Annotated in this window: 13 protein-coding genes; 8 read left to right on the forward strand and 5 right to left on the reverse strand. The window is 68.0% G+C overall.

The window, feature by feature from the left end; genetic code table 11:
• Window positions 1-110 precede the first annotated feature (110 nt).
• Together OG300_RS23255 and OG300_RS23260 are read right to left on the reverse strand one after the other, a co-directional pair.
• Window positions 111-2,609: an MFS transporter gene (locus tag OG300_RS23255; RefSeq protein WP_405484906.1), complete on the reverse strand. Its 2,499-nt coding sequence runs from the start codon at window positions 2,607-2,609 to the stop codon at window positions 111-113.
• Window positions 2,610-2,731: 122 nt separating this feature from the next.
• Window positions 2,732-3,391 (reverse strand): phosphate signaling complex PhoU family protein, encoded by a 660-nt coding sequence (locus OG300_RS23260; protein WP_405484908.1) that lies wholly within the window; start codon window positions 3,389-3,391, stop codon window positions 2,732-2,734.
• Between the two features lie 176 nt (window positions 3,392-3,567).
• Here OG300_RS23260 and OG300_RS23265 point away from each other — a divergent pair, with 176 nt between their 5' ends.
• Window positions 3,568-4,737, forward strand: a complete 1,170-nt coding sequence (locus tag OG300_RS23265) for an AI-2E family transporter (RefSeq protein WP_405484910.1) — start codon at window positions 3,568-3,570, stop codon at window positions 4,735-4,737.
• A 1-nt stretch (window position 4,738) separates the two neighbouring features.
• On the opposite strand, the gene OG300_RS23270 is transcribed toward OG300_RS23265, so the two are convergent.
• Window positions 4,739-5,614, reverse strand: coding sequence for a DMT family transporter (locus OG300_RS23270; protein ID WP_405484912.1), 876 nt, complete (start codon window positions 5,612-5,614; stop codon window positions 4,739-4,741).
• A gap of 214 nt (window positions 5,615-5,828) precedes the next feature.
• Here OG300_RS23270 and OG300_RS23275 point away from each other — a divergent pair, with 214 nt between their 5' ends.
• The 3 genes from OG300_RS23275 to OG300_RS23285 all read left to right on the forward strand — a co-directional run bounded on the left by OG300_RS23275 (window position 5,829) and on the right by OG300_RS23285 (window position 9,029).
• On the forward strand, window positions 5,829-6,722 hold the full coding sequence (locus OG300_RS23275; protein WP_405484913.1) for an esterase/lipase family protein: 894 nt from the start codon (window positions 5,829-5,831) through the stop codon (window positions 6,720-6,722).
• 61 nt (window positions 6,723-6,783) lie between these two features.
• The gene (locus OG300_RS23280; RefSeq protein WP_405484915.1) at window positions 6,784-7,413 is read left to right on the forward strand and encodes a TetR/AcrR family transcriptional regulator; all 630 of its coding nucleotides are present in this window, start codon (window positions 6,784-6,786) and stop codon (window positions 7,411-7,413) included.
• Between the two features lie 56 nt (window positions 7,414-7,469).
• Window positions 7,470-9,029 (forward strand): FAD-dependent monooxygenase, encoded by a 1,560-nt coding sequence (locus OG300_RS23285; protein ID WP_405484917.1) that lies wholly within the window; start codon window positions 7,470-7,472, stop codon window positions 9,027-9,029.
• Between the two features lie 37 nt (window positions 9,030-9,066).
• On the opposite strand, the gene OG300_RS23290 is transcribed toward OG300_RS23285, so the two are convergent.
• Entirely contained in the window at window positions 9,067-9,201 is a 135-nt protein-coding gene (locus OG300_RS23290) for a hypothetical protein (RefSeq protein ID WP_405484919.1), read from the reverse strand.
• Between the two features lie 20 nt (window positions 9,202-9,221).
• On the reverse strand, window positions 9,222-9,353 hold the full coding sequence (locus tag OG300_RS23295; protein WP_405484921.1) for a hypothetical protein: 132 nt from the start codon (window positions 9,351-9,353) through the stop codon (window positions 9,222-9,224).
• A gap of 162 nt (window positions 9,354-9,515) precedes the next feature.
• Between OG300_RS23295 and OG300_RS23300 the strand changes: the two genes are divergently transcribed.
• From OG300_RS23300 to OG300_RS23315, 4 genes are all read left to right on the forward strand, one after another.
• Complete coding sequence (locus OG300_RS23300; protein WP_405484922.1) at window positions 9,516-10,901, forward strand: DUF2252 domain-containing protein; 1,386 nt, start codon at window positions 9,516-9,518, stop codon at window positions 10,899-10,901.
• Between the two features lie 152 nt (window positions 10,902-11,053).
• The gene (locus tag OG300_RS23305; RefSeq protein WP_405484924.1) at window positions 11,054-11,290 is read left to right on the forward strand and encodes a ferrous iron transport protein A; all 237 of its coding nucleotides are present in this window, start codon (window positions 11,054-11,056) and stop codon (window positions 11,288-11,290) included.
• A 16-nt stretch (window positions 11,291-11,306) separates the two neighbouring features.
• The gene (gene feoB, locus OG300_RS23310; protein ID WP_405484926.1) at window positions 11,307-13,385 is read left to right on the forward strand and encodes a ferrous iron transport protein B; all 2,079 of its coding nucleotides are present in this window, start codon (window positions 11,307-11,309) and stop codon (window positions 13,383-13,385) included.
• A complete protein-coding gene (locus OG300_RS23315; RefSeq protein WP_405484928.1) occupies window positions 13,382-13,672 on the forward strand; it encodes a FeoC-like transcriptional regulator in 291 nt (96 codons plus the stop codon). Before feoB ends, OG300_RS23315 begins: the two co-directional genes overlap by 4 nt.
• Window positions 13,673-13,686 lie beyond the last annotated feature (14 nt).

A 13,686-nucleotide genomic window follows, 5' to 3' on the forward strand; every position in this document is an offset into this window, starting at 1 on the left:
TTCCCCTGGAGCAGCCCAAATACCGAGTGCTGGACTGGTTTCAGAGCCGAAACTAACACTCCCGGCACCGGACCGCCCGTCGAACCGGAAGACTGCACTCCGCAACGGGATCAGACCCGATCCACGGCCTCCAGCCGCTCCATCGAATCGATCCGGTCGTAGCTGAGCAGGACATCGTGCGCGACCTCGCCGTCCTCGACCGCGACCCGGCTGAAGGCGGCCGGGTACCCGCGCGCCATCACGGTGTAGCGACCCTCGGCCAGATCGGGCACCACGTAGCGGCCGGTGTCGTCGGTGCGGGTGACCGCGATCAGATCGCCCGCCTCGTCCAGCACGGTGATCTGAGCGTCCGGGATACCGTGGCCGCGGTCGTTGCACGCCGATCCGGCCAGCACCGCGCGCGGCGCCAATTCGATGTCGTGACGCAGCATTCCGCTGTCCGGCACGGTGAGCGTGGTCGCGGCCGGTCGCATGTGATCGGCCACCGCGACCAGGGTGTAGGTGCCCGCCAGCACGCCGCGGCAGGCGAACGCGCCCTCCGGGCTGGTGATCGCGGAGCCGACGACGTCGCCGAACGCGTCGGTGAGGGTGATGGTGGCATCACCCAGGGGCGCGCCGCGGCCGACCGACCGCACCACCCCCGACACCTCACCCGAGCCGAGCAGGGCGATATCGAGCTGGTGCGGGCGACTGCCGACGGTCACGCTGACGGCCGCGGGCTGATACCCGAAGGCCGACACGATGAGCACGTAGCTGCCCGCGCGCGGTGCGCCGATCCGGTAGGCCCCGTCGGGTTCGCCGACCGCGCGTGAAACCTGGCGTCCGCGTTGGTCGATCAGGGTCAGCACCGAGTCGGGCACTGATTGGCCGTCCTCGCGGTGCACGCAGCCCGAGAGTGAAACGGCAGCGGGGTTGACGATCTGTAACTCCGGCTCGGGTTCGAGTTCGAGCTTCACCTCCGGCTCCGACTCGATCTCCGGTTCCGCCTCGGCCTCGGCCTCCATGGTGGGAGCCGGACCGTCCTGCAGCGGAATCTCTTTCATGAACACCAGCACGAACGCGGCCAGCACCGCCACCGCGGCGGCCACGAAGAACACCCCGCCCATGGCGTGGGTGAAGCCGATCAGAATGGGCGTGCGCAGCTCGTCGGGCAGCGCGGCGATACCGGTGGTGTTGGTCTCGAGCTGACTCATCCGACTGGGATCGAGTCCCGGCGGCAGCGTGCCGCCGAACGCGTCGATGATCTTGTGCGGCAGCAGATTGAACAGCACGGTCAGGAAGACCGCGACGCCCAGCGTGCCGCCCATCTGCCGGAAGAAGGTGGCCGCGGCGGTGGAGACGCCCATATCGCTGCGCGGGCCCGCGTTCTGCGCGGCGATGATCAGCGTCTGCATGCAGCCGCCCAGCCCGAATCCGATGACGCCGCAGTACAGCAGCGGCTGCCACAGCGGGCTGTCGTAGTGCACCAGCCCGAACAGCAGCGACCCGGCCGCGATGACCAGCGAGCCCGCCACCGGCAGCGCCTTGTAGCGGCCGGTGAATTTGGTGACCAGGCCGGACAATTGCGCGCCGACCATGATGCCGAGCACCAGCGGCAGCATGAAAAGCCCTGAGCGCGTGGGTGAATAGCCGCGCACCACCTGGAAGTACAACGGCACCAGCACGATCGCGCCGAACATGGCGATGCCGACGATGAATCCGCCGCCGATGGCGATGCTGAAGGTGCCGCTGCGGAACAGTCGCAGCGGGATCAGCGCGGAGTCCTTCATCAGGAATTCCACCAGCAGGAACAGCAGCAGTCCGGCGGCGGCGATGCCGTAGCAGAGCAGCGCGCGATGCGAGTGCCAGCCCCATTCGCGACCCTGCTGCGCGATGATGAGCAACGGAACCGTGCCCACGGCAAGGGTTATCGCGCCCAGCCAGTCGGTGCGGTGGCGGCTGCGCGCGAAGGGCACGTCCAGCACCTTGGCCACCACCACCATGGCCAGTACGCCGATGGGCACGTTGACCAGGAACACCCAGCGCCATCCGGCCAGCCCGATGATGTGGTCGGCGTTGGACAGGAAGCCGCCCAGCACCGGTCCCAGCACGGTGGCGATACCGAAGACCATCATGAAATAGCCCTGGTATCTGACTCTTTCGCGCGGCGGCACGATATCGCCGATGATGGTGAAGGCCAGCGACATCAGCCCGCCCGCGCCCACGCCCTGCAGCGCACGGAATCCCGCGAGCTGATACATCGAGGTGGCGAAGGTGCAGCACACCGAGCCGACCACGAAGATCCCGATGGCGATGAGGTAGAAGGGTTTCCGGCCGTAGATATCGGCGAGTTTGCCGTAGAGCGGGGTGCTGATGGTGGCGGTGATCAGGTAGGCGGTGGTGGCCCAGGCCTGTTTGTCGAACCCGTGCAGGCTGTTGGCGATGCGCACGATCGCCACGCTGACGATGTTCTGGTCCAGCGCGGCGAGGAACACGCCCAGTAGCAGGCCCGACAGGATCGTCATGATCTGCCGGTGCGACAGCGCTTTTCCGGCGTCAGGATCGACGACAGGTGCGGGGGCGACTCGCACCGGTGCGGCCAGCGGAGCCTTGAGAGAGGTATTCGTCATGTTTGGGGCCCTTGTCGGATTTCGGTGTCCCGTGCGTGCGGTGCTACTCGAAAAGACCTCGCCATGAAGCAATTCCGGGCAGCCTACTCCCGCTGGACGGGGGCCCCAAAACTAGGTGGTGGTTACGCCTCCACTTGTGCGTAGAGCGGAATACCGGTGTGGAAGAAGCGAATGAGACGGCCGATCCGCACACAGTGATCGGCGCTGCGCTCGTAATGGTGCGCCAGCAGCGCGATGTCGATGGCCATGGCGGACCCGTGCGGCCAGGCGTCGTCGGCCGCGATCTCCAGCAGCCGCAGTCGCAGCCGGTCCAGGTTCTCGTCGCGCGGCACCAGCACCTGATCGCGCGGCGGGTTCTGCGCGGCGATCACCCCGACGGCCTCGTGGACGAGATGACTGACGGCACTGGAGATTTCCGCCAGCAGCTCGATCACCTGCGGTGGCCCCACCGGGTTCGGGTAGCGCCGCACCGCCGCGTCGGCGACGCGACTGAGCGCACCGCCGATGGCGAGCAGGTCGTCGGCGATCTGCATGGCGGTCACCACGTGCCGCAGGTCGCGGGCCACCGGCGCCTCCAGGGCAAGCAGGATCACCGATCGGTCCTCGCACTTGGCGTGCTCGACCTGCACCTGTTCCTCGAGCGCGAACACCTCGTAGGCGGCAGTGAGGTCACTGCCGGTCAATGCCGCCGAGGCTCGTTCGGACGCCTCGTGCGTCAGCCGCGCCATATGCGCGAGCTCTTCGGTAAGCGCCATCAGTTCGATGGAGAATTTCGTGCGCACTCGGATATCTTGGCTGCCCACCCGCATGCTTGCACAATATCCTGGGCAAAACCTTTCTCTGCGAAAGGCTCTCGGTTCCTTTCGCTTAATAAAAACCAACCGGCCAGATTGTTCTGCTATTGCCCTCGCCGGTGCGTCGCGGCGGGAAACGCCGACCGGTACACGAGACTGACCCCGTGGCCGCCGAAGACACCACATCCGAGGATCAGACCGCAGCGCCCGACACCACCGACACGCCCGCGCGCGCCGCCATGCCGGCGTGGCTGCCGCGTGCCATGGTGCTGGCCCTGGCCCTGCTCGGGCTCTTCGAACTGGCGAATTGGGCTGCGCACCAGCTCATCGGCATCGCCGTCATGATGACCGTCGCCTTCTTCATCTCCCTCGCCATGGAACCCGCTGTCGACGGCCTGGCCGCGCGCGGCATGAATCGCGGCCTGGCGACCGGACTGGTCTTCGTCATCGTGTTCGCCTGCTCCGCGGGCTTTCTCGCCACCCTCGGCGTGCTCATGGTGGAGACGGTGGCCAATGTCGTCGGCGAGCTACCCCGATTGCTCGACGAATTGGTGAACTGGGCCAACCACACCTTCCACCAGAAATTCACCGTCGGACAGCTCCGCGATCGCCTGTTCAAGGACTCCGACGTGATCAGCTCCTACGCCGAACGCGCCGCGAACAATGTCTGGGGACTGTCGAGCACGGTGCTCGGCGGGCTCGCGCGGTTCGTGACCATCGCACTGTTCAGCGTGTACATGACCGCCGACGGCCCGAAGCTGCGGCGCGCGCTGTGCTCGGTGCTGCCGCCCGCGAAACAGGGTGCGGTACTGCATGCCTGGGACCTGGCCATCGACAAGACCGGCGGCTACCTCTACTCGCGCGCGCTGCTCGCGATCATCTCCACGCTGGCGCACTGGGCGTTCCTGGCGCTGCTCGGGCTGCCGAACGCGCTGGCGCTGGGCGTCTGGTTCGGCGTGATCGCGTCCTTCGTGCCGACCATCGGCACCTACATCGCGGGCATCCTGCCGATCCTGGTGGCGCTCACCATCAATCCGATCGACGCGCTCTGGATCGTCATCTTCGTGGTGGTGTACCAGTGGATTCAGGACTACGTGCTGCAACCGCGGATCACCGCCCGCACCGTCGACGTGAACCCGGCGGTGGCGCTGCTGTCGGTGATCGTCGGCGGCGCGCTGCTCGGCGCGGTGGGCGCGCTGCTGGCGATTCCGGCGACCGCGACGCTGCAGGCCTTCCTCGGCGAGTACGTCCCCCGCTACCAGGTCACCGAGGATCCGCGCATCGAGCGCAGCCGAAGCCGCAAGCAGCGCAAGCAGTCCCGCGCCGCGAAGTGAGTCAGGCCGGAGCGGGTTCGCGCACCGCCGACCGGGCCCGCGCGGTACCCAGGACGGATCCCAGGATCACCAGCGGGAAGCCGATCGCCATGCCCGCGGTCAGCGGCTCGTGCAGCAGGGAGACGCCGATCAGCAGGGCCACCGCCGGATTGACGTAGGTGATGACGGTGGCGCGGGACGGGCCCACCTCACCGATCAGCGCGAAGAACAACACGAACGCCAATGCGGTGCAGATCAATCCGAGCCCGACCACCGACCAGGTCGCACCGGCCGGATAGTGCGCCGGGGCATTCCACACCGCGAACGGCAGGTACAGCGCGGCCGCGATGATGAGCGAGGCGGTGACCACGCCGATCGGCGGCAGCCCGGCCAGCTTGCGGTCGATGATGACGGGACCCACCGCGTAACCGACCACGCTCACCGCGATGGCCACCAGCGCACCGGCATTCGAGACGTCGATGTCGAGGCCCACCAGTGCGGCCACGCCCGCGAAGCCGATCACCAGGCCCAGCACGCGACGCACGTCGAGGCGCTCGTGACCCAGGCGGGTGGTGAGCACGATGGCGATCAGCGGCACCGCGGCGATCAGCAGACCGACGGTCGAACTGGTCAGCGTGGTCTCGGCATTCCCGATGAGCAACCACGGGCCGGTGATCTCGACCAGCGTGTAGACCAGCACCCAGCGCCAGTGCTTCAGCACCGGCGTCAGCACCTTGGTCCACAGTGCGATCGGCAGCAGCACCAGCGCACCGAGGAAGGTGCGCCCGAAAGCCACGACCACCGGATCGAAGTCGCGCACGGCGACCCGGATCATCGCGTACGGAATGCCCCAGATGACACCCATCCCCAGGAACAACAGCCAGCCGCGTTTGCTCACCGCCGCACCTCACGATCGTTCCGATAGCACATGACTGGTTCCTTTCGAGCCAACCGGAGCGTATGCCACGCCGCCGACACGCTGGACGAGTCGTCCGAACGCCCTCGGCGCTCGAAGTATTTCGGTGACTACTTCGATATGGCACGGTCCCCTGCGCCGACGGTGGAGGTCCGAACGCGAATCGCGGGCGCCGCGCCCCGAGGCGACCGGACTCGTGCGAGCGCTGGCCGTGGTGTTCCTGGTGCTGTGCGCGACTCCGGCCGTGTTCACCGCACCGTCCGCGAACGCGACGCCCGGCATCGCTCCGGCGGCCGGGCCGCTACCCGCCTCCGGCAGCCTCGAACCGGCGCTGGACTGCGAACCCGCACCGCAGCAGCCGAATCCGGTGGTGCTGCTCGGCGGCTTCGGCGCGGTCGGGGACATTCGGGCCGCGCTGGACAAGCAGCTGGCCGGGATCACCGGCGGGATTCGGGATCGCGGCGGCTGCGCGTTCATCTTCGGGTACGGGATCATCGGGCCGATGCAGGCCGCCGCGCCGGTCGCCGAATCTGCCGGGCAGGTGAGCGCTTTCGTCTCCGAGGTGCTCGCCGCGACCGGGGCGAAACAGGTCGATATCGTGGCGCACTCGTCAGGAGCGCTGGTGGCCAACTACTACCTGAAGATGCTGCACGGCGGACCGCAGGTCGATCACGCGGTGTATCTCGCGCCGGTGACCGCCGGGACCACGGCCGCGACCTTGATCGGCGGACTCGATCTGCCGGGGTCGCCGGAGGGGCTGGCCGGGGTGCTCACCAATGTCGCGGATCCCTTGCGTGACAGCGTCTTCCGGGGAGTGCAGGGTGCGCTGGACTGTCTGGCCGGTTCGCGGGTGACGCGGGCGCTGCTGCGCGGCGGGGTCACCGTGCCCGGGGTCACCTACTCGGTACTGGCGACGCGGGGTGATCAGGTGTTGACGCCGGTCGGGACCGCCTCGTTCATCCGGGAGCCCGGCGTGGTGAACGACTTCTTCGAGGACCGTTATCCCGGTGCGGGAGTGGCGAGTCACGCCACCCTGCCCATGCAGCCCGACGCGACCCGCTGGGTGCTCGAACAGTTGAGCGCCGACTAGCTCAAAAACTTTCCCACCGAGAAACATTGCCCGCCGGGCACTTTTTGCTCATACTTGATTCATGCCGGACGGACAGCCCCTCGGGCTTCGCGAACGCAAGAAGCTCGACACCCGCAGGGCGTTGAGCGACGCCGCACTCGAGCTCATGTTCGAGCGCGGACTCGAGAACGTGGTACGCGAGGACATCGCGGCGCGCGCAGGGGTTTCCGTCCGGACCTTCAACAACTACTTCTCCGGCAAGTTCGACGCGCTGGCCTTCCGTCAGCTCGACCGGGTGCGCCGGACCATCGAGATCCTGGGATCCCGCCCGGCGGAAGAGCCGCTGTGGGAAGCGATTACGGCCGCCGTGATCGGGCCGATGGAGGCCGACGCCCTCGCGGACGGCAATGCGGAACTGCGCATACCCACCCCGGAACAACTCGGCGAGACCCGAAAGCTGATCGCCGCACCGGAAATGCGCGCGATGCTGTCCAAAGGCGTCGAGGACGACCTGATCGCCGCCATCGCGGCCCGCACGGGCACCGATCCCGAGCGAGATATGTATCCCCGGCTGGTCGCCGGTGCGGTGTTCATCGCCCAGCAGGCCGCCATCGAAATCTATGTGCGGGCAGAGCCGCCCGTGCCCGTCAACACTCTGATCCGCCAAGCCCTGGCCACGTTCGCGGCAGGGCTGCCGCAACCGGCGCCGTAGCGACCCGCTGCCGCCGGATACTCCAAAACCCCTCAGCGACAAGAGGTGTCTTCGCCATGCCCGAAAACTTTGCCGACATAGTCATTTCCGGAGCCGGGCCCAACGGCCTCATGCTCGCCTGCGAGCTCGCGCTCGCGGGACTCCGCCCGATCGTGCTGGACGCACTGCCCGAACCCAGCCCCGAACCCAAGGCCAACGGCCTGGTCGGGCAGGTGGCGCGGGTGCTCGATCTGCGCGGCCTCTACGACACGTTCAGCGGCGTACCCGGTCCGCCGACTCCGGTGAACCGGTACATCTTCGGTGCGATGCCATTGGATCTCACTGCTGTGCAACCGAATCCGGTGAATCTCATCATGCGACCGCAGCCGCAGATGGTGCGGTTGCTCACCGACCACGCCATCGGCCTCGGCGTGGATCTGAGGTGGGGACACGCGCTGACCGAAATCGATTCCGGGGACGGCGAAGTCACCGTCAGCGTGTCCGGCCCCGACGAGGACTATCGACTACGGACCCGCTTCCTGGTCGGAGCGGATGGCGGAAAGAGCCTGGTGCGCAAGCGAATCGGGATCGACTTCCCGGGTGTCACCGCGACCGGCCATGTCTCCCGCGTCGGCCACGTCACGGTGCCGGACGGGTACCGCACCGGCGACGGCGGGATCGACATTCCCGGCGTCGGTCGCTTCGGCCTCGGGCACCATCGGCTCGAGCGCGGCATGTTCGTCTACGCCGAGATCCAACCCGGCAACCCCATGGTCGGCGCGGTCGAATTCGACGGCGGCGACGCGTTCGGCGACGACACCCCGCTGACCATCGACGAACTGCGCGCCAGCGTCGAACGCGTACTCGGCGTGCCCCTCGCCCTGACCGCGCCGACCGGCCCCGGCCCACATGCCCTGCGCCGCACCGTCGGACAGCACACCCGGGTCGCCGAGCGCTACCGCGAAGGCAATATCCTGCTGCTCGGCGATGCGGCTCACGTGCATTCGGCCATGGGCGGCCCCGGCCTCAACCTGGGACTCCAGGACACCGTCAATCTCGGCTGGAAGCTGGCCGCGGAGATCCACGGCTGGGCTCCCCCGGGCCTGCTGGACACCTACGAATCCGAGCGCCACCCGGCCGCCGAACGCGTCGTCATGTACTCACTGTCGCAGTCGGCCCTCATCGCCCCCGGCCCGGATGTCACCGAACTGCGCAAACTGTTCGGCGAACTGCTGGACCTCCCGGTCGTCACGGCCCACATCGCAAACCTGTTGGCGGGCTCCGACATTCGCTACGACACCGGAGATTCCCACCCGCTCTCCGGCTACCTGGCCCCCGAGGTGTCGATCGAAACCGCCAGCGGCGCAACCCGTATCGCGGAACTGCTGAACGAGGCTCGCCCGGTCCTGCTGGTCTTCGAAGCCACCGCCGATCCGACAGCGGCCGCCACCGGCTGGACCGATCGCATCACCGTGGTCGAAGCCACCGCCGCGACCCCTCCGGCAGCCGCACTACTGATCCGCCCAGACGGCTATATCGCCTGGGCGACAGACGATTTCACCTCCGAGAGCCAGGGTTCCCTGCACACGGCTCTGCACCGGTGGTTCGGCGAGCCCGCGCTCGTGCCCACGCGATAGCCCGATCGGACTCGCACGTCCCGCACCGGCCACCGCGTCACTTGACGCCCGGTGCGGGGCAGATGAAAGATCCGGCGCTGCCGGGAACGATCGCGCAGATCACCCCGAAGATCGCGTCCTCGATCGGCCCCCAGATGTACATCCCACTGCCGGTCGCCGCGGCACTGGACATGGTGTCGAGACTGCCGGTGCTCAGGCCCCCGCCACGGCGGTTCCAGCGGCGGGAGCCGACGCGATATCGGCTGTCGCAGTGCCGATTCCGGCGGTCACCACCGCGGCCGCGGCCAGCGTGGTGACGGTGAGGCGAAGCGAGTTGTGTGTCATGGCGCGGAGCGTATTTGAAATAAACTCCCTTCAGTCGGTTTCGCGCACCCCCAGAAGCAGGGGCACTCGAACTGGTGGCCTCGATCGGCGCCGCCGTCCGGACTCGACACACAGCTATCGCGGAAGCTGTGACTCCATCGGTCCGGAATCTAGAGTCGTTCTATGTCGACATCGGAGGCGGAGTCAGCGGTCAGTGATGTCTCGGCGGCGGAGAACGGGAAGGCCGCGCGCAAGCGGGTCACTCGCACGTCACTGGGTGAGTGGAAACCGGCTGCGGACCGCGCGGATCCGGTCTCCATTCTCGAGCAGCAGGCGCAGAGCCGGGTGCCCGAGCTGGTGCGAATCCGGTACGCGCGGATGGCGGCCGGACGGTTCCCGTTCTATCGCGGCGCGCCCGCCATCATGGCCGCGGACCTGGCGGCCGGTGAGCACACCGCGTTGAACGTGCAGCTGTGCGGGGACGCGCACCTGTCGAACTTCGGGCTGTTCGCCTCGCCGGAACGCTCACTGGTGTTCGACGTCAACGACTTCGACGAGACGCTGCCCGGACCGTTCGAATGGGACGTGAAGCGGCTGGCGGCCAGTGTCGCGGTGGCGGCGCGCGCCAACGACTTCAGCGACGAGGAGGCGAACACGGCGGCGGTGGCCGCGGCGACCGCCTACCGGGAGGCGATGGCACGGCTGGCCGCGCTCGGCGAGACCGACGTCTGGTACGAGATGGTCGACGCCGCGCAGGTGGAAGAGCTGCTGCACAGCCAGGATCGCAAGCTGGCCACCAAGGTGATGAACAAGGCCCGCAGCCGCACCAGCATGCAGGCGCTGGACAAGTTGACCGAGCCGGGACCGGACGGGAACCCGCGCATCAAGGCGGATCCGCCGCTGGTGATGCCGGTGCCGGGCGGCCTGGTGCCGGAATTGCGCTCGGTGCTCGCGGATTACCGCAACACGCTGCCCGAGGAGCGACGGGTGCTGCTGGACCGCTACGAGCTGCGCGATATCGCCATGAAGGTGGTCGGTGTGGGCAGCGTCGGCACCCGCTGCTTCATCGCGCTGCTGACCGGCGGCGCGACCGGCGACCCGCTGTTCCTACAGGTCAAGCAGGCCGAACCGTCGGTGCTGTCGAATCATCTGCGGGCCAGCCAGTTCCGGCATCAGGGTCACCGGGTGGTGCACGGGCAGCGGTTGACGCAGGCGGCGGGCGATATCTTCCTGGGCTGGGCGACCGGGCCGGACGGGCTGTTCTACTACTGGCGGCAGCTGCGAGACATGAAGGGCTCGTTGACGATCGAGAACATGTCGGCGGTGCAGCTGAAGCAATACGCGGCGCTGTGCGGGCATACGCTGGCGCGCGGGCATGCGCGGTCCGGCGATCGGGTGGCGATCGCGAGCTATCTCGGCAGCAACGACGTATTCGACCGGGCGATGGGCGAATTCGCGCTCGCGTACGCGGATCAGACCGTGGCCGACCATGAATCGCTGCTGGCGGCCATCGAGTCCGGGCGGGTCGACGCGGCTTCCGAGGTAGACGGGGACAAGTCCGATGAATAGGGACAAATGGCCCGTGGCCGACGTGATTTGCGTGATCTAGCTATTTCTCAGTTGCCTCTTAAGATCAGTTATTAGGTTGCCCTCACGCGAGTGACGGTTCGGTTCTACCGGGCCCGGCGCGAGGTTCCAGTGACCCTGATGGAAGAGGCAGGATGAGCTCGCTGATCGACGGCAAACCAGGAGAGAAACTCCGCATCGGACGCATCGGGCTGCTCGGGCGGCAGCGCCGACGACTGCTCGAGATGGGTTTGCTGCCCGGCACCGCGATCACCGTCGCGGGCGTGGGCGCGTTCGGCGGGCGCATCGTGCGCATCGGGGACGCGCGGATCGCGGTGGACGCGGGCACCGCGCGATCCATCGGCGTGCGACGGGAGTCGGCCCGTGAATGAATCATGTTGCGGGCCGGTGAGTTCCGGCGGGGCCGCCACCCTCGCGGCGGTCGGCACCGTGGTGCTGGTCGGCAATCCCAATGTCGGCAAGTCGACTCTGTTCAATGCCGCCACCGGCGCGCGTCAGCGGGTCGGGAACTGGCCCGGCACCACGGTCGAGTTGACCGAGGGTTCCTGGCGGCTCGGCCGGGGCCGCACCGTGCGCCTGCTCGATCTGCCCGGCACCAACAGCCTGCTGCCCGCCGCACCCGACGAGGCCGTGACGCGGGACGCCCTGCTCACCGATGCCGCGGCCGACCGGCCCGACGTGGTGATCGCGGTGGTCGACGCCGCGAATCTGGCGCGCAGCCTCTACCTGCTCTCGCAGGTGCTCGAAGCCAGGCTGCCCACCGTGGTCGCCATGACCATGACCGATGTGGCGACGTCGCGGGGCGCGAACGTGGATGCCGAGCGGATGGCCGCGGTGACCGGCGTCCCGGTGATCCCCATGGTCGCGCGCGGCGGCACCGGGGTGCCCGAGCTGGCCGAGGCCGTCGATGCCGCACTCAGTGCCCATGCGGCGCCGATCGCACCGCATCTCGGTGACGATCTCGAAGTCGCGATCACGACGCTGGAACCTCTACTGCCGCAGCGCTATCCGGCACGCTGGCTGGCGCTGACCCTGCTGGCGGGTGAAGCACCGCCGGAGATCCCCGCCGAGCTCACCGTCACGGCGCGCACGGTGCTGGCCGAATGCTGTTGCGAGCCCATCGATTCCGATGAGGACGCCGACATTCTGATCGCCGAACGCCGCTACGCGTGGGCCCACGATGTGCGCGCCGCCGCCGTCTCCGGCAGCTCGGCCCGGTTGACCATGAGCGACCGGGTGGATCGTCTGGTGACCCACCGCTGGTTGGGCGTGCCACTGTTCCTGGCCGTCATGTGGCTCGTGTTCCAACTGACCACCACCGTCGCGAAACCGTTGCAGGACGCGCTGGGCGGCTTCATCAGCGGCCCGGTCGCCGACGCGGCCGCCCACCTGCTGACCTCGATCCACGCGCCGATACCCGTGATCGGGCTGGTGCACGACGGCTTCATCAACGGCGTCGGCCAGGTGCTGAGCTTCGTGCCGCTGATGCTGATCATGTTCATTCTGCTCGCCCTACTGGAGGATTCGGGCTATCTGGCGCGCGCGGCGTTCGTGGCGGATCGCCTGATGCGATCCATCGGCCTGCCCGGCCGGGCGGTGCTGCCGCTGATCGTCGGCTTCGGCTGCAATGTGCCTGCCATCGCGGGTACCAAGGTGCTGGCGAATCCGCGCCACCGCATGCTCACCGCCCTGCTGATCCCGTTCACCAGCTGCAACGCGCGCCTGGTGGTCTATGTACTGCTGGCGGGGATCTTCTTCGGCAGCAATGCCGGAACGGTCGTGTTCGCCATGTACCTGGCTTCCATCGCGCTGGTGGTGGGTGTCGGATTCCTGTTGCGCAACATCCTTTTCCGCGACCTGGCCGACGAGCCGCTGGTGCTGGATCTGCCGCCGTATCGCCGTCCCAGCCTGCGGGTGCTGAGCACCCACACCTGGCAGAAGATGCGCGGGTTCCTCACCACGGCCAGCGGCATCATCGTGGCCACCGTCACCGCCATCTGGCTGCTCGCCTCGATTCCCTTGCACGGCGGCACTTTCGGGGAGGTCGAGCCCGGCGACAGCATGCTGGGCGCGGCGTCCTCGGTGGTGGCTCCGGTCTTCGCGCCCGCCGGTTTCGACGACTGGCATGCCGGGGCGGCGCTGATCAGTGGCTTCGTCGCGAAAGAGGCTGTGGTGGCGACGATTTCGCAGTCCTACAGCATGGACGCGCCTGCCAGTCACACACCGGACGAACCCCTGTCGCAGTCGTTGCGTGACACCTTCACCGACTCGTCCGGCGGCCACGCCATGCCCGCGGTCCTCGCCTTCATGATGTTCCTGCTCGCCTACACACCGTGTATGGCCACCCTCGCGGTGCTGCGCAATACGATCGGCACCCGCATGACGCTGATGAGCGTCGCCCTGCAACTGAGTGTGGCGTGGGTGCTGGCGGTCGCGGTCTTCCAGATCGGCCGGGTCTTCTGGTGACCGCCGCGCTCAGCCCGCTGCGTCAGGTGCTCGCCGAGATCACCGGCGCGCGAGGCGAACTGAATCTGGATCAGATCGCCCGCCGCGTCGGGGTCTCCCGCGACGAAATCCGGTCCATGGTCGACTACTGGCAGCGCAAGGGCCGGCTGTCGGTGGAGCGGCTCGGATCCGGCTGCCCCGCAGCAGGTTGCGGGTCCTGCGTCACCCGAGCCTGCCCCACCCGCGCACCCGAGGGCCCGGTGCTGCTGGCGATCACCCCACGCCTGCCCCTGCGTGCGGGGCAGTGAGGATAGCTTCTCGG

The sequence above is a fragment of the Nocardia sp. NBC_00511 genome (assembly GCF_045161165.1).
GTDB lineage: Bacteria > Actinomycetota > Actinomycetes > Mycobacteriales > Mycobacteriaceae > Nocardia.